The sequence below is a fragment of the Kutzneria sp. CA-103260 genome, assembly GCF_018263855.1.
Taxonomy (GTDB): Bacteria; Actinomycetota; Actinomycetes; order Mycobacteriales; family Pseudonocardiaceae; genus Kutzneria.
In genome coordinates this window covers 447,793-472,090 of record NZ_CP073318.1, presented here as the reverse complement: position 1 = coordinate 472,090, position 24,298 = coordinate 447,793, and the positions used below count along the sequence as shown (strand labels likewise).

Below are 24,298 nucleotides of genomic sequence, written 5' to 3'. Positions count from 1 at the left end.
CGCCGATGGCCAGGCCGGTGAACGCGGCCAGCGCGCGGCTCACTCCAGCCCGCCGAACTTCAGGTGCAGCCGGAACCGGTCGGGATCGAGCAGGCTCTCCGTGTGCTCCACGAAGCGGCCAGCGCGGTCCCGGCACAATCGTCGGGCGCGCAGGAAACGCTCCCCCGGCGCGCGTCCGAGCACGGCCGCCTCCAGTTCGCTGATCCGCCCCAACTCGACCCACTCCTCCCCCTGTTCCGGCAGCAGCCCCTCGGCCCGCAGGACGTCGTACAGCGATCCGTCCAGTCCGGACTCGGGCAGCGTGCCCATTCGGCCGACAGCCTCGACCCTCGTGCACTCGAAGGAGATCGCCGGTCCGTCCACAATGGAGCGGACCCGGTCGATCGCCACGAACTCCGGACCGGCGCCGAAGCGCTCGGCCATCTCCGCGTCAGTGACGCGTTCCAGCCGGATGACCTCGACCCTGGTGTGCACGCCCTGCTGGGCCAGCGCCCGGGTCCAGCCGATCCGGTCGTCCAGCGGGCGGTCGTCGAAGGTGACGAACGAGCCCTTGCCGGAGTGGGTGGCGATCAGGCCGCGGCTGCCCAGCTCGGCCAGCGCCTGCCGGATCGTGTTGCGGCTGACCGCGAACCGGCTGGCCAGCACGTGCTCGCCGGGCAGCCGGGCGCCGCGCGGCAGCCGGCCGCGGCGGATCTCCCGAGCCAGCTCGTCGGCGATCTGCTCGTACTTCAGGCGCAGCACGACAGCACCTCGTCCATGGTTTTGACCTCGACGTGCGGGCTGTAGCCGCGGGCGATGTCTAACGCGCGCTCGTGCGCCTCGCCGTTCATGCCCGCGCAGGCGTCGGCCACGATCCAGGTCACCTGGCCCGCGTCGGCCGCGGCCAGCGCCGTGGACAGCACACAGCAGTCGGTCGCCACCCCGGCCAGCACCAGCACATCGGCCCGGCCGACCCGCTTGGCCAGCTTCGGACCCCACTTGCCAAACGTGGTTTCGTCCACTGTGGCACCCTCGAATCCGTCCACCAGCCGGTATATCTCGGCGTACGGCGGCTTCAGCGCGAACGGCCAGCGCCGGTAGTATAGCCGCCACGCGCGCAGCGGCTTGGCCGGCGCGACGAACCGGGTGAACGTGACGTCGTCGAACGCCGCCACCAGTTTGCCAACCGGCGCCAGGATGTCGGCGAAACCGGGCGTGAACCACTCGCTTTCCGGGTCGGCGAACACGTTCTGCATGTCGATCACGGCGAGATGGGCCCTCATGCGGCCACCAGTTCCTGCGCGCGGACGCGGGACCGCTGCGACACCCAGGCGGCGACGAAGGCGATCACCAGCGCCGCCAGCACGCCCAGGTTCGCCTCCGCCCACGCGCCGTCGCGGCCGCCGAGACCGAGCGGCTCCAGCAGATATCCCTGCCAGGACAGCCAGTTCGCGTAGGTGTTGGTGACCAGGCCCCAACCGACCACGGTGGACACCAGCACGATGCCCACCACCGGCCAGTTCACGCTGCCGTAGCGGCCCTTCGCGTCGTACAGGTCGGCCTCGGCGTAGCCGCCGCGGCGGGCGGCGATGTCGGCCAGCATCACGCCGCACCAGGCGGCGATCGGCGTGCCGAGGGTGATCAGGAAGCCCTGGAACGGGCCGAGGAAGCTGTCGGCGAAGAAGGCCACATAGACCGTGCCGAGGACCATGATCGTGCCGTCGATCAGCGCCGCCACGAAGCGCGGGGCCTTCAGGCCGGCGGCCAGCAGGGCCAGGCCCGAGGAGTAGATGTTCAGCACGCAGCCGCCGACCAGGCCCAGCACCGCCACGATCACGAACGGCACCAGGTACCAGGTGGGCAGCACGCTGGCCAGCGCGCCGATCGGGTCGTCGGCGATGGCCTTGTTCAGGTCCGGCGAGGAGCCGGCCAGCAGCAGGCCCGCGACCAGCAGCACCACCGGGGCCAGGGCCGAGCCGAACGTGGTCCAGCCGATCACCGCGCGGCTGGAGGCGTTGCGCGGCAGGTAGCGGGAGTAGTCCGCCGCCGCGTTCACCCAGCCCAGGCCAAACCCGGTCATCAGGAACACGAGTGCGCCGACCATGCTGGCCGCCGACCCGCTCGGGATGGCCGACACCTTCGCCCAGTCGATGTGTGGGATGACAAAGGCGATGAACACCACCGTGAGCACCGCCGTGACGATGGTGATCACCGTCTGCATGCGCATGATCAGGTCGAAGCCCATCACGCCGCCGCCGACCGTCAGCAGCGCGACCACCAGCAGCGCCACGATCTTCACCACCGGGCCGCCGCCCCAGCCGAGCTGCGTGAACACCGTGGCCGTGGCCAGGGTGGCCAGCACCGTCAGCACCGTCTCCCAACCGACCGTCAGCACCCAGGAGATCGCCGTGGCCACCCAGTTGCCGCGCACCCCGAAGGCCGCCCGGCTCAGGATCATCGTCGGGGCCGAGCCCCGCTTGCCCGCCACCGCGACGAAGCCGCACAGCAGGAAGGAGAAGACGATGCCCACCACGCCGGCGATCACCGCCTGCCAGAACGAGATGCCGAAGCCCAGCGTGAACGACCCGTAGCTCAGGCCCAGCACGGACACGTTCGCCGCGAACCAGGGCCAGAACAGCTGTCTCGGTGTCCCCTTGCGCTGGTCGTCGCCGATCACGTTGATGCCGTTGGCCTCCACCTGGAGGGCAGCCGAGTCCGCACCGGGCATTTCGGGTGACTCCTTGATCCTGTCCAGACCTGTCCAGTTGCGCGGACCATACGCCCGCTCCCACCCGCCGGCAACACGGGGTGGAGCCCTTGGCGCGCGGAGTGTTCCCGACCGAACAGTGGAACCGGTTTCGTCGGCGGAAATTCGGGGCCGGGAGCGGCCGGACGTGTGCTGGCAGGCCCTGGGCACGTCGCAGGTGTTCTGCGGCCAGATCGCGTTGCTGGAGAAGCACAGCACGAAGCAGCCGAGCGGGGTCCCGGACACCGGCTGGGACGAGGTGCGGATCGACCCGCCGGTGCTCCGGGAGTTCCTGCGCGTGACGCTGGAGGACTGGTTCAAGGACATCACCGACGCGCCGCACATCAGCTGCTAGCGCCGCTGAGCCGCCGGAGAACCAGGTGATGCCCACGGCGACCGGGCGGCCGGCGTTGATCTCACTGGCGATCTGCGCGAGGGTCAGATTGGCGGGCCGGTAGCCGGCGTGGTTGCCGACCGTGCTGAGAGCGTCGGTCACGCCGCCGGACTTGAGATAGCGCCGGTCGATCCCGAGGGCCGAATCGTCGAGGACATACCGGGCGTTGCTGTTGTACGGGTCCGCGTAGCGGCTCGCCAGCTGCGGGTTGGCGTTGAGGGCCGGCTCCCGAGTTGGCTCAGATTGGTGCGCAAGTGTGTGGTGGATGTGGCCGAGCGATGGTCTGCAAAAGCTGTTTACGCTTGACCACACTGAGTTCGGTGACCTGCTGCGGTGACGCGCTAGTGGCCACGAGCTCATGCACAGCGACACGCATCAACGCGGCGTCTCCGCGAGCAGGCCTCACCAGCCGCTCGAGCCCGTCCGAGATTGTTTCGGCAGCGAGAAATCCGTTGGTGGTTTCGCGGACGGTCTTCCTAGGGTGTGGACCATGACGGACGAGGGGCAGCCCACTTCCATCGACGAGGACGCCTATATCCGGAGCCCATCGGGATTTTTCGCGCACTTGCGCGAGACGCAGCCGGTCGCAGCGGTGCAGATACCGGGCTACGGGCGGATGTGGGTCGTCACGCGCTACGAGGACGTGCGCGCCGGCCTGGCCGATCCACGGCTTGCCAAGGACCGGCACCACTGGCCCACCGGCCCGCGGACTTGGCCGAGCCAGGCAGTGAACCTGCACGCGCACATGCTCCACCGGGACCCGCCGGACCACACGCGGCTGCGCGGCCTCATGCAGAAGGCGTTCACGCCGCGGCGTATCGCGCAGTTGCGGCCGCGCACCGTGGAAATCACCGAAGCGTTGCTGGCGGACATGGCGTCGACGGGCGGGGGCGGCGACATCGTCGACCTGCTCACCCGTTTCGCCCGCCCGCTGCCGATCACAGTGCTCAGCGAGCTGTTGGGTGTGCCGGCGGCCGATCGGACGTGGATCGAGGTCGCAGTGGTCGACTACGACAACGGCAAGGACCGCGAGCGCGTCACCCGGGATCTGGCCGTCTACTTCACGGACCTCATCGCGGCCAAGCGTGCCGAGCCCGGCGACGACCTAGTCTCGGCGCTCGTGCGGGTTCGCGATGAGTCCGACCCGGCTGACGCCGCCCTCACTGACACCGAACTGCTCTCCGGCGTGTTCCAGCTGGTCATGGCCGGGTTCGACACCACCGTCAACCTCATCGCCTCCGGCACCCTGGCGCTGCTGACCCACCCCGAGCAGATGACCCGGCTGCGCGAAGAACCGTCGCTGCTACCGGCCGCCATCGAGGAACTGCTGCGGTACACGAACCCGCTGAACCACGCGACCGAACGGTTCACCGTCACGGACGTGGCCATTGGCGGCGTGGCGATCCCGGCCGGCGAATGGGTCCTGCTCGCGACCAGTTCCGCGAACGGGGATCCGGACCGGTTCCCCGCCCCGGAGCGACTCGACTTCGGCCGCGAGCCGGGCGGGCACGTCTCCTTCGGCCACGGCATTCACTACTGCCTGGGCGCACCCCTGGCGCGGATGGAGGCGCAGGTCGCGTTCGGCGCGCTGCTCACGCGTTTCCCGAAGCTGTCGCTCGCCGGCACACCGGAGGACCGACGGTGGCGCCCGGGCAGCTTGATGCACGGCCTGGAAGCCCTCCCCGTGCGCCTGGCGTGATCAGACGGCACCGGCCTGGTCGAGCCGACTGGGTACTGTGTCCCCACATTAGTGCGCACCTTCCGCTCCAATGAGCCGAGGACATGCAGGTCACAGCGTCGCGCTGTCCCTGTACCCAGAACCGTGAGCCAACTCAGGAAGGACATCACCGACGCGCCGCACGTCAGCTGCCAGCGCCGCTGAACCCCCGACCGCCTCGCGACACTCCGTTGGCCGGCAAAGCACCCACTAGGACTTGGTGAAGGCGTATCCGTCCAGGGTCGCGCCGCCGAAATAGGTCGCCGGGAAGGCCCCGAACTCGACGAAGGACTGACCGTTGGCGGGGTCGAGGATCAGCAGCCCTTCGCCCTGGACCCCGGCTATGACCACAACGTGTGAGCCCCCGGAGAACCAGGTGATGCCCACGGCGACCGGGCGGCCGGCGTTGATCTCACTGGCGATCTGCGCGAGGGTCAGATTGGCCGGCTGGTAGCTGGCATAGTTGCCGACCGTGCTGAGAGCGTCGGTCACGCCGCCGGACTTGAGATAGCGCCGGTCGATCCCGAGGGCGGAGCGATGTTCTCCACCGTGATCGACGCCGCACCGATGAAACGGTGCTCATCACTCGCCGGCGTGGTCACCGCGTACTCCGACGCGGTGACAAGCACAACCGAGTCATGGTTGATGGCGCCCCAGTTGAAATTCAGCGTCACCCGCCCCTGGAACGGCCCCCAGTCCGAAGTCCGCGAGCAGCGATGCCCGCACACACCGAGCGTGCCGCCCTGTCTGCGACCGAAAGGGCAGTGAACGCCACGACCGAATTGGGCCGTTCACCGCCGCACAAAATTCCCGCCGAGCCTCAGGTCAGCTGACGGCATTCGTCAGGATCGCGCATGACGACCCAAGAGGTGGCCCAGGCCGGGACGGCTTCGCGGTGGTGGAGGAGGCGCCAGAGGCGGTCGCGGGAGAAGGGGGTCTCGTGGGGGCGGACGCCGAGGGCGCGGCGCAGGGCGTTGCCGAGGGCGGCGGGGACGGGGTTGAAAGGGCTCTCGCTCATGGACTTGGCGCCGAAAGGCCCGAGGTCGTCGAAGGTTTTGGCGAAGAGGACCTCGGTGGGCGGGACGTCGGCCATCTGGGGAACGCGGTAGGTGCGCAGGACTGGAGTGAGCAGGGTGCCGTCAGGGGAGACCAGAACCTCCTCGTACAGCGAAGCGCCGATGGCCTGGGCGACGCCGCCCTCGACCTGGCCACGGCACTGCTCGGGGTTGATGACCGTGCCGGCGTCGGCGGCCTGCGCGGACTGGAGGATCCGCACCGAGCCGGTGCGGGTGTCGACGGCGACGCGGAAGCCGTGGACATTCCAGGCCAGGGAGCGGAATTCGCCCAACTCGTCGCCATGGGCGAAGGCGGTGTCACCGTCCCGGTTGGCCGAAGGACAGGCGTCGATGGCTTCGGGGAAGCCGACGACCCGCGAAGGGGTGCGGATGCCGTCGGCGAAAAGGGAGCAGGCGGAGGGGTCGGAGCCGGTGACTGAGGCGGCGGCATGGAGCAGCAGTCCACGGAGGGCCAAAGCGGCGGCGTGCAAGGCTTTGCCAGCGACAGTGGTGCCGGCGGAGGCGAAAGCGCCGGTGTCGTAGACAGCGCCGTCGGTGTCGGAGTTGGTCAGCCGCACCCGGTCCGGCCTGGTGGCCATGTCGGTGGAGACGATCTGGGTGTGCACGGTGGTGGTGCCGTTGCCGAACTCGCTGGTGCCGACGCCGGCGATGTAGGTTCCGTCGGGCTGGATCGACAGCGTGGTACGGGAAACATGCCCCCGAGGCGCCATGGTGGCGATCATGGCGACGGCCATGCCCTCGCCGACCCGCCAGTGTTCGCCCGCCGGCACGGGCACGCCGTTGCCGCGAACGAGGGCCTGCTGAACGAGATCCAGGCACTGGCCGAGACCGTAGCTGCCGTAGACCAGCCCGTCGTCGGCAGGATGGGCCTCCACCAAGGGATCGCCGTTGCGGACGGCGTTGATCCGCCGCAGCTCGAACGGGTCGACGTCCAGGGCGAGGGCGAGCTCGTCCATCGCGGACTCGACGCCGAGAATCACCTGGCCCAGACCGTAACCACGGAAGGCGCCGGACGGGATGTTGTTGGTGTACACGGATTCCGCGTCGACCCGTTTCACCGGAACGTTGTACAGGCTGATGGATTCGGCGCAGCTGTGGAACAACACGCCCGGCCCGTGGTTGCCGTAGGCCCCGGTGTCGGCGAGCACATCCAGCTTCACCGCGCTGAGCCGGCCGCCGCGATCCGCGCCGAGGGTGACGCGGACGCGGAACGGGTGGCGAACCGAGGTCCGCAGGAACTCCTCGGGCCGGCTCATCTCGTACATCGCCGGCTTGCCGGTGCGCAGCACCACCAACGCCACCAGGTCCTCGGCGAACATCTCCTGCTTGCCGCCGAAGCCGCCGCCGACCCGCTTGGTGAACACCCGCACCCGCTCCTCCGGCAGGTCGAGCAGCCGGCACAGGGTGCGCCGGGTCAGGAACGGCACCTGGGAGCTGGTCCGGATCACCAGCCGGCCGTCCTCGTCGAGCCAGCCGAGGCTGCCGTGGGTTTCCAGCTGCGCGTGGGAAACCCGCTGCGTACGCCATTCGCCGTGCACGGTGACGTCGGAGTCGGCCAGCGCCTGGTCGACATCGCCGCCGACACCGTCGTGCAGGGACGCGACCACGTTGCTGTCGAACAGTTCTGGATGCAGCACCGGCGCTCCCGGCGTCCGGGCCTGCTCCGGATCGTGCACGGCGGGCAGCACGTCATAGGTCACGTCGATCAGGCGGCAGGCCGCCTCGGCGATCGCCGCCGACACGGCAGCCACCACGGCGACCCGCTGCCCTTTGAAGCGCACGACATCGTCGAGGACGCGGGTGTCGTGCGGGTCGTCGAGGCGATGTTCGTGCTGTGCCGTGGAAAACAGCGTCTTCGGCACGTCGCGGTGATCGAGGATCAGTTCAACCCCGGGTAGCGCCAAGGCTTTCGACGAGTCGATGTCGACGATCCGGGCATGCGCGTGCGGCGAGCCGAGCACGCGGATGTGCAGCGCGCCGGGCAGCTCCACGTCGAAGGTGTACGGCTCGGTCCCGGTGACCACCCGCTCGGCGGCGGGCGGCCGCGCCGAGGCGCCGACCACCGACTTCGGTTCCTCGGCAACAGGCTGAACTTCCGAGAGCCCCTGGGCGATGGACTGCCGGATGGACCGGTAACCCGTGCAGCGGCACAGGCTTCCCTTCATCAGCCGGGGCAGGTCGTCGAGCTGGTCGGCCCTCAGGGTCGACGCGGTGACGATCTGGCCCGGGGTGCAGAAACCGCACTGGAAGCCGAAGTTCTCGACGAACGCCCGCTGCATCGGGTGCGGCTCGTCGACGGTGCCCAGCCCGGACACCGTGGTGACCGATCGGCCTTCGGCCCGCCGCGCCGGATAGACGCACGAGTGCACCGGGGCGTCGTCGACCAGCACCGTGCACGCGCCGCAATCGCCGGCGTCGCAACCCTTTTTGACCTCGAAGTGGGCCAGGTCGCGCAGGAACGTCCGCAGGCACTGGCCCGGTCGCGTGTCGCCGGCGCATGGCGCGCCGTTGATGTTCAGCTCCACGGCAGCAGCTCCTGTCGGATCTCTTCCAGCAGCACGGCGCTGACCGCACGACGCCAGTCGGCCGCACCCAGGGGATCGGTGTAGTAGCCGGGCGCATCCTCGGCGTCGGAACGCAATCGAGCCGCCGCGGGCAGTTCGCGGTAGCGGAGCACGACGGGACGCAGCGTCGCGGCGGTGATGGTGAAGACCGCCCCACCAGAGTCGAGACGACCGGTGAGCACTGCCCCGCTCCGGCCCAGCTCGGCCAGGGCGATCTTGCGGAAGCCGGTGCGGGCCCGCAGCGCGCGGGCCGGAATGTCGATGCGCCGCACCACATCGCCGTCAGCCAGGTTGTTGGTTCCGTTGCCGGTGCAGATCTCCGCGACCGGGATCGTGTACTCGCCGCCGTCGGCGGTCCAGACCAGCGCGGTGGCGTCCAGGGCAACCGCCAGCGACACCATCGCCGCGGCGGCGTACGAGCGGCAGATGTTGCCGCCGACCGTCGCCACGTTCCATATCTTGAACGACGCCAGCAGCGCGCTGGCGGCCTGGAAGAAGACCGGCTGTGGGAGCCGGGACAGCTCGGCGATCGTGCAGGTGGCGGCGACGGACAGCCCGCGAGACGTGCGCTCGATCGCCGGCCAGCCCATGGTGGTCAGGTCGACCAGACCGGTCAGGTGCGGCTGCGGCTCGGAGAACAGCCAGGTGCCGCCGCCGAGGAACGTCTCGCCCGCGGCCAGCACGAGATCGGCGCGGGTGCGGGCCGAGCGGACGGTCTCGATCGTGTTCAGGTCCATCGCCCCACCCCGTCAAGATCGGCTGCGGGCCCCAGTACACCCGCGCGGCTCCGCCCGTCACCACGGTCGCCGCGCACGAAGCCGGCAGCGGCAATTCGGTCGATCATCCAAACCGATGAGTAGGATCGGGCCCGTGCAGGTCAGGCAGCTGCTGGAACTCGCCGATCTCGGCGTTGCGCCGCTCTGGGCGCCGGACGAGACGCTGGCCCGCGCGGTCACCGGGGTCACCACCGCCGACGTGGCCGACCCGGCGTCCTACCTGTCCCCCGGCGAGATCGTGCTCACCGGCCTGGTCTGGTGGCGGCCGGAGGATGCCGGCGCGGCCAGGGCATTCGTGTCCACGGCCCGGGCGGCCGGCACGGTCGCGCTGGTCGCCGGCGAAGGCGTGCACGGCCCGGTGCCGGCGGAGTTCGTCGCGGCGTGCCGAGATCAGGGGCTCCCGCTGTTCTCGGTGCCGCGAGGCACCCCGTTCCGGGCGATCATCGACCGGATCTACCTCTGGCTGTGGACGGACCTCGGCGAATCCCTGCCCTCGACGGTCCGGACCGAACTCCTCGACGCCGTCACTCTCGACGATGTGCTGACCACCGCCGTCCAGCGCCTCGGCCTGCCCGGCTTGGCCCTCGTGTCCGCCACCGGCCGGGTGCTCGCCGGCGGCGAATCCACCGACGGCCAACGTCTCCCGATCGGACCGGAGCCGAGGTCCCCGTTCGACGGCTGGTGGTTGTGCGTGTCCCAGCACCGGCCGGTTCTCGACGAGATCGTCGCCCTGTTGTCCCTACGGGCCACGCGGCACCGGGCTCACCTCGCCGCGCAGGCCAAGGCGGTGGCCGAACTGCTGGCCAACGAGGCCACGGCCGGCGAGATCACGCCGGTCCTGGTGCGAATCCCGCACGCGCCAACGACTTGGGCGGTCGACGCGGCCAACGAACTGCTCGCGGCGTCCGGAATGACGTTCGTCGTGGGCGAGGCCGGGCCAGGCGAAGCGCTCGGCCTCGCGGACACCCCACCGGAACAGCTCCTCCAGTGGTGCACCGACCAGCTTCCGCTCCTCCAAGCCCTTGTCCCCGAACGCATTGCCGTCGGCATCGGCCCGAGCACCGACGACCTCGCGGCGGCCCTCGCCGGCGCCCGCCATGCCGCCAACGCCGAACAACAACCATGCGCGGTCGCCGGCATGACCAGCCTGGGCACCGTGCTGGCAGGCCTGTCTTCCTTGGTGGCGCAACACTTTCAGGCGAGCACTATCGGCCCGTTGATGGCCTACGACGCTGCGAACAACACCCAGCTGCTCCAGACCCTGCGGACCTTCCTGGACCACGGCGCGTCATGGACCCGCACCGCGGCCGCCATGCACCTGCACGTCAACACTGTGCACTACCGGATCGAACGGGTGGAGGCGCTGACCGGCCGCCGGGTGTTGGACCCCGGCGACCGGCTCGACCTCCACGCCGCCCTACTCCTGCTCTGACGCTGGGAAGGGGGCTTTCCTGGCGTTGAACGCCAGGAAAGCCCCCTTCCCAGCACAAAGGTCAGGCGTTGAGACCGCGGCGGATGGCTTCGACGCGCTCGGCGGCCATGCGCTGGCTGACCCCGGCGGTGCGGATCATGGTGGAGCCGTGGAAGGTGCCGGGGAAGTGGTGCAGCTCGGTGTGCACACCGGCCTGGATGAGGCGGTGGGCGTAGATCAGGCCCTCGTCCCGCAGCGGGTCGAACTCGCACACGGAGACGTAGGCCGGCGGCAGGCCGGCCAGGTCCTCGGCGCGGGCCGGGGCGGCGTACTGGTCGGCCGGCTGGCCGCCCAGGTAGTACTTCCAGCTGAGGATGGCGTTGGGCCGGTGCCACAGCGGGGTGTCCACGAACTTGGTCATCGACGGCGTCTCCAGCCGGTCGTCGAGTTCGGGGATGCCCAGGTACTGGAACTTGACCGCGGGACCGCCACGGTCACGGGCCAGCAGCGCGAGGCCGGCGGTCAGGCCGCCGCCGGCGCTGTCGCCGCCGATGGCGATGCGCTCGGGGTCGATGCCGAGCTCGGACGCCTTGGCGGCGGTCCACTCCAGCGCGGCGTAGCAGTCCTCCAGCGGACCGGGATACGGGGTCTCCGGCGCGAGCCGGTAGTCGACGGAGACCACCACGGCCCCGATCTTGTCGGCGATCTCCGTGCTGCCGGAGGCGTCCTGGTCGAGGTTGCCGATGGCGAAGCCGCCGCCGTGGATGGAGACGAAGGCGGGCCGCGGCGCCGACACGGTGGTCGGCGTGTAGACGCGCACCCGGACCTCGGGGGCGCCGGCCGGGCCGGGGATGAGCTTCTCCTCGACGGTGACGGGGTTCTCCGGCTCGTACACCGGCATCTGGTCGGCCATCGACGTCATGCGGGCGCGCACGGCCTGCACGTCGCTGAAGTCCACGCCCTCGGGCAACATGGTCAGCCACGGGAGCAGTTCGGGATCGAAGGCGTAAGTCATGACACCAAGACTGCCCGCGCCGCGGTGACTCCCCCACCCGACAACTGTCGCCGGATCGGGCTCTCAACCCGCCAACTGGCTGTCAGAAGTAGCGCGCGAGGTCGGCGATCAGCCCGGGGTGCACCGGGTCCCAGCCGAGCAGGGCCCGCGTCTCGGCGTTGGGCATGGCGATGTCGAGCCCGATGAACGGGAACTCCTGGAAGTGCTCGGCCGGCACGCTCGCGGCCGGGATCCCCAGGTGCTGCCCGATGGCCTCGGCGATCTCCCGCACCGGGACGCCCTCCTCGGCCGCGGCCACCAGCTGCGACCCGCCCGGGGCCTTGTCCAGCGCGAGCGCGAAGAGGCGGCCGACGTCCAGGGTGTGGGCGGCGGGCCAGCGGTTGGCCCCCTCGCCGACGTAGCCGGACACGCCGGTGCGGCGGGCGATCCCGATCATCCGGGGCAGGAAGCCGTGGCGGTCCTTCGAGCTGTGCGTGACCGGCGGCACCGCGACCAGGATGGCCCGCACGTCACGCTCGTTGAGCCCGACGACCGTGCTCGCGACGGCCGAGCGCGGGTTGGCGGTGATCACCGCGTCGCGCTCCGGGTCGCCGGTGGGGGCGACGCCGACGCCGATGAAGGTCTTGCCGGTGCCGGCCAGCGCGTCGCCGAAGGCCCGCACCACGGCGTGGTCGGCGTTCGTCGCCTCGACGAAGGCCGTGGGGGCGACGTTGGAGTGGTCGAACGCCAGGTGGATGACCGCGTCCACGGCGGCCGCGGCCCTGCGCAGGCCGTCCAGGTCGGCGAGGTCACCGCGAACCACCTCCGCGCCGAGGTGCGCCACGACCTCGGCCGACGCATCGGACCGGACCAGGCCGACGACCTCGTGGCCGGCCTGCCGGAGTTCGGGCAGCACCGCCGAGCCGATGTGGCCGCTGGCGCCCGTGACGAGAACTCGCATGATCGGATCTCCTCAGTGATGTGACTTGGTACCGTCACCGTAGCAGAAGTGACGGTACCAAGTCACATCACTAGGGTGGGGGCCATGGCTCGATGGGAACCGAACGCGCGGGAGCGACTGGTGGTGGCCGCCCTCGACCTGTTCGCCGAGCACGGCTACGACGCCACGGCGGTGACCCAGATCGCCGAGCGCGCCGGGCTGACCAAGACCACCTTCTTCCGGCACTTCCGCGACAAGCGGGAGGTGCTGTTCGCCGGACAGGAGGCGCACGCTCAACTGCTGGCCGACGGCGTCGCGGCAGCCCCGGCCGACGCGACGCCGCTGGCGGCGGTCGCCGGGGCCCTCGACGCCGCCACCGCCAGCTTCCGGCCCTTCCAGCGCGACTTCGGGCCCCGGCTGCTCACGGTCATCGCCGGCACCAGCGAACTGCGGGAACGCGCCGCGTTCAAGCACGCCGAACTCGTCTCGGCGATGGCCAGGGCGCTGCGCGACCGCGGCGTGCCGGAGCCGACCGCCGGCCTCGCCGCGGAAATCGGCGTCCGCGCCTTCGACAGCGCCTACGCGCGCTGGGTCGACCCGGCCGCCGAGCAGACGTTGCCCGAGCTCGCCCGACAGGCCCTGGCCGAACTCCGGGCCGCGCTAACCTCGTTGTCATGAAAGGCCTGTTGCTGCGGCTGTCCGCGCTCGACGCCGACGCGGCCAGCGCGGTGCGGGTGATCAGCTTCTTCGACGCCCTGGTGGCCCAGCACGCCGGCCTGGAGCGGCTGGTGGCCAGCACGGCCGAGTTGGCCGAGTGCCCGGCGGGCCTGAGCGTGCCGGAGACCGGCGTCTGGCTGCGCGCTGACGAGGACGGCCGGTCGCTGGCCGAGGCCCCGGCGCCGGGGCCGAGCCGGGAGCTGGACGGCGGCGGCCGGGTGTGGCTGGAGCGGGCCGGCCAGCCGCTGCCGCTGGACGAGATCGTGCTGGAGCGGTTCGCCATCGCGGCGGCGGTGCTGCTGGGCGAGACCAGGGCCCGACTGTCCGGTTTGGACGATCCGGCGCTGGTGGAGCTGGCGGTCAGCGCCTCGGCCGGCGACGCCGAGCGGTCCCGGGCCCTGCACCTGCTGGGTTTCTCCCCGCTCACGCCGATCCGCGTGCTGGCGGTCAAGGACGGCCCGCTGCCCGACGCGCCGGGCCCGCAGGCGGCGATCGGCGACCGGCACGCGGTGCTCGCGCCGGCCGAGACGATCGTCCCGGCCGGACACACGATCGGCATCGGCCCGGCGGTGCCGGCGATGCGCGCCCCGCAGTCGTGGCAGGCGGCGCGGACGGCCGTCCGCTTCACCACCCCGGGCGTGATCGACGCCGTCACCTGGGACGATCTCGGCGCGCTGGGCCCGCTCGCGCACCGGATCCAGCCCGACGAGATCGCCGAGATCCCGGACGTGCGGGCGCTGGACCGGCTGGCCGCCGAGCCCGGCGGCCAGGACACCTTGGACGTGCTGACGGCGGTGATCGCCACCGACTCGGTGCGCAAGGCCGCAGTCCTGGTGCACCGGCACCACAGCTCGATGGCCGGCCGGCTGGCCCGGGCCGAGGCGACGCTGGGCTTCGACGTGAACTCGCCGACCGGCCGGTTCCGGCTGATGCTCGCGCTGGGACTGCGGCGCCTGCGCGACTCCTGATCACCGGTTCGGGGGTACCCAAGGAGTCGACCGGCTGCCCTACGTGATCAACTTTGGGCTCTTCGGGTTAAGCCTCTTGGTCCTGCCGACGGGTCTGCGTTCACGCTGTGTGTAGTAGCTTTCCCAGCACTGTGGGCACGGGGAGAGGGCGCGCTGGTGGCGGACACTGCCGATCACGACTACTCGACGGGCGCGGCCGGCATCGTGCCGGCCGAACAACGCCGGTCCCGCTACCACTTCGTCGCCCTGTGGGTGACGCTGGCCGCCGGCTTCACCTATCTGTTCCTGGGTTTCCAGTACCACGACGCCGGCTACTCGCTGCCGCAGGCGATCGCCGCCGGCGCGATCGGCGCGGTGGCCTACTTTCTGTACGCCCTGCCGGCCGCCTACCTGGGCTCCACCACCGGCCAGACGCACGCCCTGCTGACCCGCTCCATCCTCGGCAAGATCGGCTCCCTGCTGGTCAGCCTGCTGCTGGTCGGGGTGGCCGCCGGCTGGACGGCGTTCGCCTTCAACCTGCTGGCCACCCTGTTCGACGGCCTCTACGGCTGGGGCCACGTCGTCGTGATCAGCGTGCTGCTGGCGGTGCTCGGCATCGCCAACAACCTGTTCGGCTTCAAGGGAATCGCCGGCTTCGCCCGCTGGGTGGCGGCCCCGCTGATGATCATCTGGGTGCTGTACCTGGTGATCAAGGGCATCGGCACGATGCCGGCCGCCGCGCTGTCGGCCACCCCGAAGCCGACCGCCGAGCTGCCGTTCCTGACCGGGGTCGGGGTGGCCATCGGCTCGGTGATGTGGGGCAACGAGCCCGACACCTGGCGCTACGGCAAGCCGAAGTTCCTGTGGCCGGCGCCGGCGTTGGGCATCGCCTTCGCGGTCGGGCTGGTGCTGTTCGTGGCCGGCGGCTGGATGATGGCCCAGCTGTCCGGGGCCGGCCAGTACGACTTCGGGCCGGCCTTCCACTACACCGTCGAGTACTCGCTGTTCGGCGCGCTGTGGCTGGGCGGCCTGGTCGCGCTGGTGCTGATCGTGGCGATCAACGACGGCAACTACTACGAGATGATCAACGGCGGGCAGAACCTGCTCGGCACCGTCCCCGGCTGGAAGCGCTGGCACACCTGCCTGCTGATGGCGGTCATCGCCGCGGTGTTCACCTGGCAGTTTCCGGACGTGCAGGACGGCTTCTACAAGGTCGCCAGCTGGTCCTCGATCGCCCTGCCCAGCACCACGGTGGTGATGTGCGTGGACCAGTTCTGGCTGCGCCGGCGTCGGGTGGACGAGGTCCCGACCTGGCGGGAGTCGGCGCTGGCCAACTGGCCCGGCCTGGCCGCGGTGGTGCTGGCGGTGGCGTTCGGCGCCTGGGGCCTGGGTCTGCTGCCGTGGCAGGACGCCGCGCCCAGCGCCGGCATCGTGCCGGTCGAAACGTGGCTGCTGGCCGGGTTGATCTACGCTGCACTGGCCGCCGCTGTCGCCGGGAAGCCGAACGCCGCGGCCGTGCTGGGCTTCAGCCGGCGGCTTCGAGAGCCGACCACTGAGCCGACGACCGAGGGGTACACGCAGCGATGACCGTCACGGCACGCGAACTGCTGGAGAAAGCTAGGACGGACCTGGCGCCTGGCGAGCACGAGAACCGGCTGGTGCCGCTCATCGCCGCCGGCGCCGCCGACCGCAAGGCACTGGCCGCGCTGGCCGCCGAGCAGCACCGGATCATCGTGAGCGACTGGCGCAGCTTCCTGGTGCTCGCGTCCCGCTGCGCCGACCCGGCCGCCGGGGCCTTCTTCTCGGGCCTAGCCGCCGGCGAGGGCCTGGCACTGGACAACCTGGGCAAGTTCGCCAAGGCCGCCGGCCTGGACGAGCAGGCGCTGCGCGACCACCAGCCGCAGGCCGGCTGCCAGGCCTACCCGTCCTATCTGGCCTGGCTGGCCCTCAACGGCGAGCCGACCGACGTGACGCTGGCCGTGGTGGCCAACTTCGCCGCGTGGGGCAACTACTGCCGGGCGGTCGCCGCCGGCCTGCGCGAGCACTACGGCTTCGACGACGACGGCTGCTCGTTCTTCGACTTCTTCGCCGCGCCCGCCCCCGACGGCGACGAGCCGGCCATCGCCGCCGTGCAGGCCGGTCTGGACGCCGGCCACGGCACCGACGCCGCGTTCGAGTACGGCCGGCTGATCCAGAGCTACGAGCTGATGTTCTGGAACACCCTGGCCGAACTGGCCTGACCGGACAAAACGCGGTAACGCGGGCGGTGGCCCCCTCGACAAGCGAGTCGGGGGGAACCACATGCTGCGCTTTCACTTCACCGCCGAAGACCTGCTCAGCACCCGGGTGGCCGCCGGACCGGCGGCCGCCTGGGAGCTGCTGCTCAGCCTGCACCTGGTGCAGTCCAAGGCCGGCGGGGCCGTCTTCCGGTCCTGGCGCGCCGAGGCCGTGCGCACGCTGACCGACGCGATGTGGCTGCGGGAGCTGTTCGCGCTGATGCCGGCGCGCGGCTACTCCCCCGACTTCCTCACCCCGGCCGGCAACCTCGACGAGGCGCTCGACACGATCATGCGCACGCCGGCCGAACGGGTGCGGGCCGAGCTGTCCGGTCTGGCCGACCGGCGAGTCGTGCCCAAGCTGGTGACCGGCCTGCTGGCCGATGACCGCGACGCGCGCCGGCGGCTGGTGGACCTGCTGCGGCAGTACCACCGGGTCGCGCTGGAACCGGTGTGGCCACAGGTGCTGGCCGCGGTGGACACCGATCGGGCCATGCGCGGCCGGGACCTGCTGGCCGGCGGCGTGGACGCCCTGCTGAGCGGACTTCCCGACTGCGACTGGGAAAACCGGGTGCTCAGCGTCGACTACCCGGTCTCCCGGGACGTCCACCTGAACGGCCGCGGCCTGGTGCTGGCGCCGTCGGCGTTCTGCTGGCGGCGGCCGATCACGTTGGTGGATCCGACGTTGCCGCCGGTTCTGGTCTATCCCGTCGAGCACGGCGACGAGTGGACCGGGACCGGGCCGACCCGGCCGCTGGCCGACCTGCTCGGCCGCACCCGGGCCACCGTGCTGGCGATCGTCGGCGACGGCTGCACCACCGGCGAACTCGCTTGCCGGGCCGTCATTTCCGCCGCCTCGGCCAGTGAGCACGTGGCCGTGCTGCGGGGCGCCGGGCTGCTGTCCACCCGGCGCGCCGGCCGGTCCGCGGTGCACCGGCTGACGCCGCTGGGCCGGTCCCTGCTCAATCGTGGCGACCTGGATCTTTCGGCGGTGCCCGAAACGATGGGCGGCCGCCGCTGACCCGGTGCCAGACTCGTGCCATCGGGGCGTGAGGGGGACACACGTGACGGGCGCTTTCACCGGTGGCCAACTGAGTTTTCCCAATGTGGAGACGCTGGTCGCCACCTTTCTCGCGGCCCGGCCGGAGCTGGCCGGCGTGCACGTCGGCCCGGACTTCCCGGCCAACTGGGACAATCGCTCGGCCACGGTGTACGTGCAGCGGGTCGGCGGCGCCTACGACGAGGACCAGCAGGTCGACCAGGCGCTGGTGCGGCTGGACACCTACGGCCCGTCCAAGACGGACGCGCTGAACCTGGCCGGGACCGCCCGCGGCCTGATGCCGGTGCTGACGCACGCCGTGCCGGGCGTCAGCTGGATCAGCGAGGACTACGGGCCGCAGTGGTTCTCCGACGTCAAGCACGACAACGCGCCCCGCTACATGACGCGGTTCCGGCTGACCGTCCACATCGGACCGAAGACCGCCTGATCGATCCTTTCGGAGGGGAAACCCATGGCAGGACAGAACACCGGGGAGATCCGGGTCGCCGGCGTCGGCCACGTGTACGTGGCCCCGGTGGGCACCGCCCCGCCGGCCGACTTCACCACCGGCTGGACCGGCTGGTCGGACCTGGGCTTCACCACCCAGGACGGGGTCAAGGTGGTGAAGAAGGACAAGATGGAGCCCGTCGAGACCTGGCAGGCGGTCGCCCCGGTGCGGCTGGTGCACGCCCAGCGCGACCTGTCCCTGAAGTTCACCCTGCTCCAGGTCAACACCGACACGGTGCCGTTCTTCTTCGGCGGCGGCACGGTCGACCCGAAGCTCGGCTACACCGTCTCCGGCCTGGCCCACACCGACGAGCGGGCGCTGGGCATCGAGTTCAACGACGGCCCGCAGATCGTGCAGCGCATCGTGGTGCCGCGCGGCGCGGTCACCGAGACCGACGACACCTCGATCACCCGCACCGCCCCGATCAAGCTCGGCGTCACCTTCGTGGCCCTGCTCGGTGCCAACAACGGCCTGGCCACCTGGACCATGAACACCCTCACCGCGACCGCCGGTTCCTGACGAGAGCGAGAAATCCCATGGGCTACAACGTCAACGCGGCGCGGGCGCAGCGGCTGGAGGCCACCGGCGAGCGCTGGGAGTTCGAGCTGGACGGCGAGACCTTCGCGCTGCCCACCGAACTGTCCCGGACCACGGTGCGGGAGCTGGCCGGGCTGGATCCGTCCGATCTGGACGGTCTGCTGGCCGCCATGCTCGGGCCCGAGCAGTTCCAGCGGTTCGCCACGCACCACACCTCTGTGCAGGACATCCAGGCGCTGCTGGAGGCGTACGGCAAGGACACCGGGATGGCGCTGGGGGAAGAGTCGGCCTCGACGCGCTCCTGACCGAGCACGCCGAGGCCGTCGAGGCGGACCTGCTCCGCTACTACGGCGTGGACCTGCTCGACCACTACCGGGGCACGCTGTCGGCGCGCCGGCTGCGGGTGCTCGTCCAGCACCTGCCCGCCGACAGCAATCTGGTGCGCGCGCTGCACGGCGAGCAGGCCGACTGGCGGCTGGCCGACCACCTGCTGGCCACCGTGGTGGACCAACTGGCCGTGGCCAACTGGCTGTTCGTGTCGGCCAACAGCGGCGACGGCGACCGGCCCGAGCCGCCGGCGCCGCTGCCCCGGCCCGGCATCGAGGAGTCGGCGGCGACGCGCGCGTCCACGCCCGAGGAGATCGCCGCTTTCTTCGGCGGCCTGTGAACGGCATTAGGGGGAAGGCGTGAGTGGAGCGGGGACCGAGTCCGCCGCGCAGTACGAGGCCGCCGTCCGGGCGATGGTCCAGAACGTGCAGAGCCAGATCCAGGCGTCGATGTCGCAGGCGGCCAAGCAGGTTCAGGCGAGCTTCCAGGAACTGGTCGGCAGCCAGGTGAAGGCGCTGGGCGACGGGTTCAGGGCCGCCGCCACAGCGGCCCAGTCGGTGGATGCCAACGCCCGCGTGCTGGTCAGCACCGTGAAGTCGCTGCCCGGCGACATCGGCAACTTCGTCAACCAGACGAGGCAGGCCGGGCCGCAGCTGCTGGCCATCGGCAAGAACGCGCTGGACTCGGCCAAGAACGTCGTCAGCATGACCAAGGAACTGGTCGCGCTGCCCAAGACGTTCGGGGCGATCGGCGAGGTCACCAAGGCCTGGAAGATCGCGCAGGAGGGCGTGAACGTCGCCTTCCGGTCCAACCCGATCGGCTTCGTCATCCAGATCGTGCAGAAGTTCCTGCCGCTGCTGATCAACCTGATCCAGAACAACGCCACCCTGAGAGCCGCGTTCGAGAAGGCCTTCCAACTGATCGGCAAGATCGTCTCCACGGTGATGGGCATCGTGGAGAAGGTGATCACCACCGCCTGGCCGATCATCGAGAAGGTCTTCCAGTCGGCGATGACGGTGATCGGCAAGGTGGTCGCCGTGGTGTGGCCGGCGATCCAGGCCATCATCTCCGGCGTCAGCTCGTTCATCCAGGCCGTCATCCAGAAGGTCTGGCCGGCGATCCAGGGCATCATCTCCGGCGCCGTGCAGTTCATCAAGTCCGTCATCTCGATCTACTTCAACCTGATCAAGGTGGAGATCGAGGTGGTGTGGACGGTGATCAAGACCATCATCAGCGCCGCGGTCACCGCGGTGGTGGCCATCATCCACGGCATCGAGGCGGTCTACACCTTCGTCCGGGACGCGTTCAACCGGGTGGTGAGCGCGGTCAGCGGCGCCATCGGCGGGGTGATCAGCTGGGTCAGCGGACTGCCCGGCCGGGTGCTCGGCGCCATCGGCGACTTCGGCAGCCTGCTGTTCAACACCGGCAAGGACCTGATCATGGGTCTGATCAACGGCATCAAGAACATGGCCAGCCACCTGCTGGACACCATCAAGAGCTTCATCATCGACCACATCCCGGGGCCCATCAAGAGCATCCTGGGCATCTCCTCGCCGTCCAAGCTGATGGCCGGCTACGGCCAGAACATCGGCGAGGGCCTGGCCCAGGGCATCGAGGGCAGCACCGGGCTGGTCAACGCCGCGATGAACAAGCTGGTGCCGGCGCCGAAACCGGTCTCCGCCATCGCCGGCATGGCCGGCCTGGCCCAGTCCTCGCTCACCGGTCTGGGCGGCCGGCTGGCCGCCACCGGCGGCGCCGCCGCGGCCGCCACCGCCGGCGGCGTGGCCGTGAACGTCTATCCGCAGCAGGGGCAGTCCGAGTACGAGATCGGCCGGATCGCCGCCCGCGAGGTCGCATGGGCAGGGAAGCGATGACAGCAGACTTCACCGCGTTGCAGCTGCCCGTCTACGCCGCCGACGTGTGGGCCGGCAACACCGTCGACCCGGACGGCGTCGAGTGGTGGGTGACCAAGGAACAGGGCTGGAACGACACCCCGGACATGCGGCTGGGCCTGGTGAACAAGGCCCGTGCCGACGGGGCGTTCGACTCCCCCGGCTACCGGTCGCCGCGGGTGATCACGTTGGAGGGCCTGGCCATCGCGCCCAGCTGGCAGGCCAAGGAGCTGGCCAAGAACCGGCTGGCCGCCGTCTTCACCGACGCCACCGCGCTGGGCACGTTCCAGGTGCGGGAGCAGCTGTTCACCCGCCAGGTGCAGGCCCGGCTGTCCGGCCACGCCAAGATGTCCGACCGCACGCGCGCCACCTTCGAGTGGTCGCTGCAGATCACCGCGCCCGACCCCATGCGCTACGGATCCGTTGCCTACCAACAGAACTGCGGCCTGCCCCAGCCTGCGGCCGGGCTGACGTTCCCGCTCGCGTTCCCGCTGGACTTCGGCAACCCGGTCGGCGGGTCGCTGCTGCTGACCAATCAGGGCACCGCCCCGGCCCGGCCGGTCTGGACCATCCAGGGCCCGTGCGCGCAGCCGACGATCGTCAACCAGAACACCGGGCAGCGGCTGTCGTTCTCGCTGCGGCTGGGCGCGGAGACGCTGTACGTGGACACCGCCGCGCGCACCGTGCTGCTGGGCGACGCGTCCCGACGGTCCGCGCTGGACCCGGGCTCGTCGTGGTTCACGCTGCCGCCCGGGTCCACCTCGGTCGCCTTCGAGGCCGCCGACGGCACCGACACCGCCAGGCTGGTCGCCTACTGGCGAGACACCTGGATCTGAGCAACGGGAGTTGGAGATGACAGGCGAATTCCACCCGGGCTGGGTGAACGGGATCGACGCGACCGCGGCCCGGCTGGCCACCGGCCTGCTGGCCGCGCCGGACGGCTCGGCGACGGCGACGCCGCTGCGCTCGCTGGCCGGCATCCGCCCGACGCCGGGCTTTCCCGGCCAGGTCGCCGTGGTCGCCGGCAGCAATCCGGTCGCGGTGTCGGTGAACCCGTTCCAGGCCGTGATCCCCGACCTGACGCCCGGTGGCGGCGGCGCGTTCCTGGCCACCCTCGGCTCGGCCCAGCAGCTCCCGCTGGCCGCCGCGGACGGCCAGCAGAGCCGGCTCGACCGGGTCGTCGCGGAGATCGATCCCAGCTCCGCCAACGGTTTTGTCGTGCACGTGGTGACCGGCCAGCCGGCCAACCCGCCGCAGCCGCCGGCCGTGAAGAACCCGAGCTACCTGGAGCTGGCGCAGATCCAGGTGCCCCCGACCGGCGGCGGCACGCCCACCGTCACCGACAGGCGCACGCTGACCACCGCGCTGGGCGGCGTGCTGCCGGTGTTCAAGCCGGAGCAGCGGCCGGCCGCGCCGTACCAGGGCATGTACGTGCACCGTTTGGATACGAACAACCTGGAGCTGTTCGACGGCGCGGCCTGGCGGACCGCGGTCAACCCGACCGACACCGGCTGGGTCCCGCTCACCCTGCGCACCGGCTGGTACTTCCCCAGCACCGTCTTCGACCTGCAACCGCCGCAGGTCCGCCGGATCGGCGACACCACGCACCTGCGCGGCATGGTGTGGACGCAGAACGCCGTCGCCCCGAAGCTGACCGATCTGCTGCCCATCGGCGACATGCCGACCTCGTGCCAGCCGCCGCACGCCCGGATCTGGCAGGCCCCCGCCGGCACCGGCACCATCCAGGTCGCGGTCACCAACAACGTGCTGCACATCCAGGCCTCGCAGCCGTACGGGCTGGCCGCCGGCGACTGGGTCGGCGTCGAGACGTCGTGGATCAACACGTGACCTACACGTACCTGATCGCCGACACCAGGACCGGGCAGATCCTGGACGAGCTGCCGCTGACCGGGGTCAGCTTCGACAAGAAGCTCAACGACACCGGCTCCTTCCGCGGCAGCCTCCAGGTCACCGACCCCAACGTGAGCATCCGCGACCCACGCGTGCTCACCACTCCCGGCCGCAGCTGCCTGTACGTGGACCGGGACGGAATCCTGTTGTGGGGCGGCATCATCTGGACCACGACCTACGCCGTGGGCACCGGCTCGCTGCAGATCGGGGCCGCCGACTTCCTGTCCTACTTCGAGCACCGGTTCGTGCTGGGCACGCCGCTGGCCGGGAACCCGTCGTCGATGCCGGCGATCACCTACACCGACGTGGATCAGCTGGCCATCGCCCGGGACCTGGTGCGCACCGCCCAGAACCATCCCGGCGGCGATCTGGGCATCGGCTTCACCGGCCCGGACTCCTCCGGCGTGACCCGCAGCCTCAGCTACGCGCCCGGCGACCTCAAGGTCGTGGCCGACGTGCTCAAGGACCTGGCCACCGCGGCCGGCGGCTTCGACTTCGTGGTCGACGTCCGCTACGGCGACGACGGCCGGCCGGTGCGGGAGCTGCGGGCCGGCTTTCCCCGGCTGGGCCAGGCCGGCGGGCCGTTCGTGTGGGAGTTCGGGGCCAACATGATCGACTTCAGCTGGCCGCAGGACGCCTCGATCATGGGCAACCGGGTGTTCACCCAGGGCTCCGGCGGCCAGGCCCTCGGGCTCGCCGCCGCCGACCCGGCCGGCTGGCCGCTGCTGGAGCTGACCACCAGCCAAATCGACACCGACGACCCCGGGCTGCTGACCGACTGGGCCGCCGGCACGCTGGCCGTGCAGGGCCGGCCCGTGGCGCTGCCCGAGCTCACCGTGCGAGCCGACGCCTACCCCGAAGTCGGCCTGTACGAGGTCGGCGACGACGCCCGCATGGTCGTGGACGACCTCTTCTTCCCCGGCCGGCAGCTCGACGTCACCATGCGCATTCTCAGCCTGGCCGTCACGCCCGGCGACGAGGGCCAGGAAGAGGTCCAGCTGACGGTCTCCTCCTTCGAACCGGAGCAGTGATGGCCAAGGTCAACCACCGGGACACCCTGGACACCTCGCTCCGCGAGCTGCAGCGCCGCCTGCGCCTGCTGGAGGCCCGCCACGCGGCACTGGCGGCGACCACGAACGCCGTCCCCGCCTTCGCCGCGGCCACCGACACCGCCGCCGTGGCGCAGTTCGTGCCGTCCCGGCCGGTCGACTGGTGGCAGCTGACCGACGCCGCCGACTGGACCGACCTCGCCACCGCCACCATCCCCGCCACCGCCGCGACCGTCCGGCTGTGGGCCGACGGCCCCGGCGACGTGCGGGTTCAGGTCGACGGCCGGCCCGACACGGAGTTCTCCGCCGGACAGCACGTGATCGCCGTGACCGGAGGCACGGTCCGAATCCAGGGCCGCGGCACCATCCAGGCCTTCGCCACCCTGTCCTAACAGGTTTGAGTGTCTCCAAGACCCACAAACCCGCCGCTCCAGGTCTCCAACTGCCTCAAACCCGGTCGGGTTTGAGGCAGTTGACGACACCGAACGAGGGGTTTGT

General features: G+C 70.8%; 26 protein-coding genes. 17 read left to right on the top strand and 9 right to left on the bottom strand.

All coding sequences use genetic code 11. The features are described 5' to 3' along the window. Positions 1–39: 39 nt before the first annotated feature. Genes JJ691_RS02110 through JJ691_RS02100 form a run of 3 tightly spaced genes read right to left on the bottom strand, consistent with a single transcriptional unit; the run spans position 40 to position 2,707 of the window. Complete coding sequence (locus JJ691_RS02110) at positions 40–741, bottom strand: GntR family transcriptional regulator (RefSeq protein ID WP_211767100.1); 702 nt, start codon at positions 739–741, stop codon at positions 40–42. Next, entirely contained in the window at positions 729–1,262 is a 534-nt protein-coding gene (locus JJ691_RS02105; RefSeq protein WP_211767099.1) for a cysteine hydrolase family protein, read from the bottom strand. Before JJ691_RS02105 ends, JJ691_RS02110 begins: the two co-directional genes overlap by 13 nt. Beyond that, positions 1,259–2,707, bottom strand: a complete 1,449-nt coding sequence (locus tag JJ691_RS02100) for a purine-cytosine permease family protein (protein WP_211767098.1) — start codon at positions 2,705–2,707, stop codon at positions 1,259–1,261. The genes JJ691_RS02105 and JJ691_RS02100 overlap by 4 nt, the downstream gene beginning before the upstream one ends. A 166-nt stretch (positions 2,708–2,873) precedes the next feature. Between JJ691_RS02100 and JJ691_RS02095 the strand changes: the two genes are divergently transcribed. Both JJ691_RS02095 and JJ691_RS02090 read left to right on the top strand, forming a co-directional pair. Continuing rightward, positions 2,874–3,080: a hypothetical protein gene (locus JJ691_RS02095; RefSeq protein WP_211767097.1), complete on the top strand. Its 207-nt coding sequence runs from the start codon at positions 2,874–2,876 to the stop codon at positions 3,078–3,080. Positions 3,081–3,477: 397 nt separating this feature from the next. Next, positions 3,478–4,818: a cytochrome P450 family protein gene (locus JJ691_RS02090; protein WP_249227626.1), complete on the top strand. Its 1,341-nt coding sequence runs from the start codon at positions 3,478–3,480 to the stop codon at positions 4,816–4,818. Between the two features lie 228 nt (positions 4,819–5,046). Here JJ691_RS02090 and JJ691_RS02085 read toward each other — a convergent pair whose 3' ends face one another. The 4 genes from JJ691_RS02085 to JJ691_RS02070 form a co-directional block, all read right to left on the bottom strand. Continuing rightward, positions 5,047–5,328: a papain-like cysteine protease family protein gene (locus tag JJ691_RS02085; protein WP_211767096.1), complete on the bottom strand. Its 282-nt coding sequence runs from the start codon at positions 5,326–5,328 to the stop codon at positions 5,047–5,049. Next, a complete protein-coding gene (locus JJ691_RS02080) occupies positions 5,325–5,510 on the bottom strand; it encodes a hypothetical protein (RefSeq protein WP_211767095.1) in 186 nt (61 codons plus the stop codon). The genes JJ691_RS02085 and JJ691_RS02080 overlap by 4 nt, the downstream gene beginning before the upstream one ends. 146 nt (positions 5,511–5,656) lie before the next feature. Further along, positions 5,657–8,437 carry a molybdopterin-dependent oxidoreductase gene (locus JJ691_RS02075; protein WP_249227625.1) on the bottom strand — a complete coding sequence of 927 codons (2,781 nt, stop codon included), beginning with the start codon at positions 8,435–8,437 and terminating at the stop codon, positions 5,657–5,659. Beyond that, on the bottom strand, positions 8,428–9,213 hold the full coding sequence (locus JJ691_RS02070) for an FAD binding domain-containing protein (protein ID WP_211767094.1): 786 nt from the start codon (positions 9,211–9,213) through the stop codon (positions 8,428–8,430). Before JJ691_RS02070 ends, JJ691_RS02075 begins: the two co-directional genes overlap by 10 nt. Positions 9,214–9,346: 133 nt before the next feature. On the opposite strand from JJ691_RS02070, the gene JJ691_RS02065 reads away from it, so the two are divergent. Continuing rightward, positions 9,347–10,684, top strand: a complete 1,338-nt coding sequence (locus tag JJ691_RS02065; protein WP_211767093.1) for a PucR family transcriptional regulator — start codon at positions 9,347–9,349, stop codon at positions 10,682–10,684. Positions 10,685–10,745: 61 nt separating this feature from the next. On the opposite strand, the gene JJ691_RS02060 is transcribed toward JJ691_RS02065, so the two are convergent. Both JJ691_RS02060 and JJ691_RS02055 read right to left on the bottom strand, forming a co-directional pair. Then, positions 10,746–11,678 (bottom strand): alpha/beta hydrolase, encoded by a 933-nt coding sequence (locus tag JJ691_RS02060; protein ID WP_211767092.1) that lies wholly within the window; start codon positions 11,676–11,678, stop codon positions 10,746–10,748. A gap of 82 nt (positions 11,679–11,760) precedes the next feature. Then, positions 11,761–12,618 carry an NAD-dependent epimerase/dehydratase family protein gene (locus JJ691_RS02055; RefSeq protein ID WP_211767091.1) on the bottom strand — a complete coding sequence of 286 codons (858 nt, stop codon included), beginning with the start codon at positions 12,616–12,618 and terminating at the stop codon, positions 11,761–11,763. A gap of 84 nt (positions 12,619–12,702) precedes the next feature. Between JJ691_RS02055 and JJ691_RS02050 the strand changes: the two genes are divergently transcribed. From JJ691_RS02050 to JJ691_RS01985, 14 genes are all read left to right on the top strand, one after another. Further along, complete coding sequence (locus JJ691_RS02050; protein WP_211767090.1) at positions 12,703–13,275, top strand: TetR/AcrR family transcriptional regulator; 573 nt, start codon at positions 12,703–12,705, stop codon at positions 13,273–13,275. After that, on the top strand, positions 13,272–14,282 hold the full coding sequence (locus JJ691_RS02045; RefSeq protein WP_211767089.1) for a helix-turn-helix domain-containing protein: 1,011 nt from the start codon (positions 13,272–13,274) through the stop codon (positions 14,280–14,282). Before JJ691_RS02050 ends, JJ691_RS02045 begins: the two co-directional genes overlap by 4 nt. A gap of 156 nt (positions 14,283–14,438) precedes the next feature. Then, on the top strand, positions 14,439–15,848 hold the full coding sequence (locus JJ691_RS02040; protein ID WP_211767088.1) for a cytosine permease: 1,410 nt from the start codon (positions 14,439–14,441) through the stop codon (positions 15,846–15,848). Further along, positions 15,845–16,501, top strand: coding sequence for a transcriptional regulator (locus JJ691_RS02035; protein WP_211767087.1), 657 nt, complete (start codon positions 15,845–15,847; stop codon positions 16,499–16,501). The genes JJ691_RS02040 and JJ691_RS02035 overlap by 4 nt, the downstream gene beginning before the upstream one ends. Positions 16,502–16,562: 61 nt before the next feature. Continuing rightward, positions 16,563–17,558 carry an ArsR/SmtB family transcription factor gene (locus tag JJ691_RS02030; protein WP_211767086.1) on the top strand — a complete coding sequence of 332 codons (996 nt, stop codon included), beginning with the start codon at positions 16,563–16,565 and terminating at the stop codon, positions 17,556–17,558. A gap of 43 nt (positions 17,559–17,601) precedes the next feature. Further along, positions 17,602–18,024 carry a hypothetical protein gene (locus tag JJ691_RS02025; RefSeq protein ID WP_211767085.1) on the top strand — a complete coding sequence of 141 codons (423 nt, stop codon included), beginning with the start codon at positions 17,602–17,604 and terminating at the stop codon, positions 18,022–18,024. 24 nt (positions 18,025–18,048) lie between these two features. Further along, complete coding sequence (locus JJ691_RS02020) at positions 18,049–18,603, top strand: phage tail tube protein (protein ID WP_211767084.1); 555 nt, start codon at positions 18,049–18,051, stop codon at positions 18,601–18,603. 17 nt (positions 18,604–18,620) lie between these two features. Beyond that, positions 18,621–18,926: a hypothetical protein gene (locus tag JJ691_RS02015; RefSeq protein WP_211767083.1), complete on the top strand. Its 306-nt coding sequence runs from the start codon at positions 18,621–18,623 to the stop codon at positions 18,924–18,926. A gap of 47 nt (positions 18,927–18,973) precedes the next feature. Continuing rightward, positions 18,974–19,288 (top strand): hypothetical protein, encoded by a 315-nt coding sequence (locus JJ691_RS02010; protein ID WP_211767082.1) that lies wholly within the window; start codon positions 18,974–18,976, stop codon positions 19,286–19,288. A 19-nt stretch (positions 19,289–19,307) separates the two neighbouring features. Continuing rightward, entirely contained in the window at positions 19,308–20,822 is a 1,515-nt protein-coding gene (locus JJ691_RS02005; protein WP_211767081.1) for a phage tail protein, read from the top strand. Then, positions 20,819–21,676 (top strand): phage distal tail protein, encoded by an 858-nt coding sequence (locus JJ691_RS02000; protein WP_249227624.1) that lies wholly within the window; start codon positions 20,819–20,821, stop codon positions 21,674–21,676. Before JJ691_RS02005 ends, JJ691_RS02000 begins: the two co-directional genes overlap by 4 nt. A 16-nt stretch (positions 21,677–21,692) precedes the next feature. Beyond that, positions 21,693–22,688 (top strand): hypothetical protein, encoded by a 996-nt coding sequence (locus JJ691_RS01995; protein WP_211767079.1) that lies wholly within the window; start codon positions 21,693–21,695, stop codon positions 22,686–22,688. Next, the gene (locus JJ691_RS01990; RefSeq protein ID WP_211767078.1) at positions 22,685–23,782 is read left to right on the top strand and encodes a hypothetical protein; all 1,098 of its coding nucleotides are present in this window, start codon (positions 22,685–22,687) and stop codon (positions 23,780–23,782) included. The genes JJ691_RS01995 and JJ691_RS01990 overlap by 4 nt, the downstream gene beginning before the upstream one ends. Then, complete coding sequence (locus JJ691_RS01985) at positions 23,782–24,192, top strand: hypothetical protein (RefSeq protein WP_211767077.1); 411 nt, start codon at positions 23,782–23,784, stop codon at positions 24,190–24,192. Before JJ691_RS01990 ends, JJ691_RS01985 begins: the two co-directional genes overlap by 1 nt. The last annotated feature ends 106 nt before the right edge of the window (positions 24,193–24,298 follow it).

Excerpts from the sequence above, each read along its gene's own strand:
- JJ691_RS02105 (WP_211767099.1), bottom strand. The coding sequence starts at position 1,262 with ATGAGGGCCCATCTCGCCGTGATCGACATGCAGAACGTGTTCGCCGAC.
- JJ691_RS02100 (WP_211767098.1), bottom strand. The coding sequence starts at position 2,707 with ATGCCCGGTGCGGACTCGGCTGCCCTCCAGGTGGAGGCCAACGGCATC.
- JJ691_RS02090 (WP_249227626.1), top strand. The coding sequence starts at position 3,478 with ATGCACAGCGACACGCATCAACGCGGCGTCTCCGCGAGCAGGCCTCAC.
- JJ691_RS02070 (WP_211767094.1), bottom strand. The coding sequence starts at position 9,213 with ATGGACCTGAACACGATCGAGACCGTCCGCTCGGCCCGCACCCGCGCC.
- JJ691_RS02060 (WP_211767092.1), bottom strand. The coding sequence starts at position 11,678 with ATGACTTACGCCTTCGATCCCGAACTGCTCCCGTGGCTGACCATGTTG.
- JJ691_RS02055 (WP_211767091.1), bottom strand. The coding sequence starts at position 12,618 with ATGCGAGTTCTCGTCACGGGCGCCAGCGGCCACATCGGCTCGGCGGTG.
- JJ691_RS02050 (WP_211767090.1), top strand. The coding sequence starts at position 12,703 with ATGGCTCGATGGGAACCGAACGCGCGGGAGCGACTGGTGGTGGCCGCC.
- JJ691_RS02045 (WP_211767089.1), top strand. The coding sequence starts at position 13,272 with ATGAAAGGCCTGTTGCTGCGGCTGTCCGCGCTCGACGCCGACGCGGCC.
- JJ691_RS02035 (WP_211767087.1), top strand. The coding sequence starts at position 15,845 with ATGACCGTCACGGCACGCGAACTGCTGGAGAAAGCTAGGACGGACCTG.
- JJ691_RS02030 (WP_211767086.1), top strand. The coding sequence starts at position 16,563 with ATGCTGCGCTTTCACTTCACCGCCGAAGACCTGCTCAGCACCCGGGTG.
- JJ691_RS02020 (WP_211767084.1), top strand. The coding sequence starts at position 18,049 with ATGGCAGGACAGAACACCGGGGAGATCCGGGTCGCCGGCGTCGGCCAC.
- JJ691_RS02015 (WP_211767083.1), top strand. The coding sequence starts at position 18,621 with ATGGGCTACAACGTCAACGCGGCGCGGGCGCAGCGGCTGGAGGCCACC.
- JJ691_RS02000 (WP_249227624.1), top strand. The coding sequence starts at position 20,819 with ATGACAGCAGACTTCACCGCGTTGCAGCTGCCCGTCTACGCCGCCGAC.
- JJ691_RS01995 (WP_211767079.1), top strand. The coding sequence starts at position 21,693 with ATGACAGGCGAATTCCACCCGGGCTGGGTGAACGGGATCGACGCGACC.
- JJ691_RS01985 (WP_211767077.1), top strand. The coding sequence starts at position 23,782 with ATGGCCAAGGTCAACCACCGGGACACCCTGGACACCTCGCTCCGCGAG.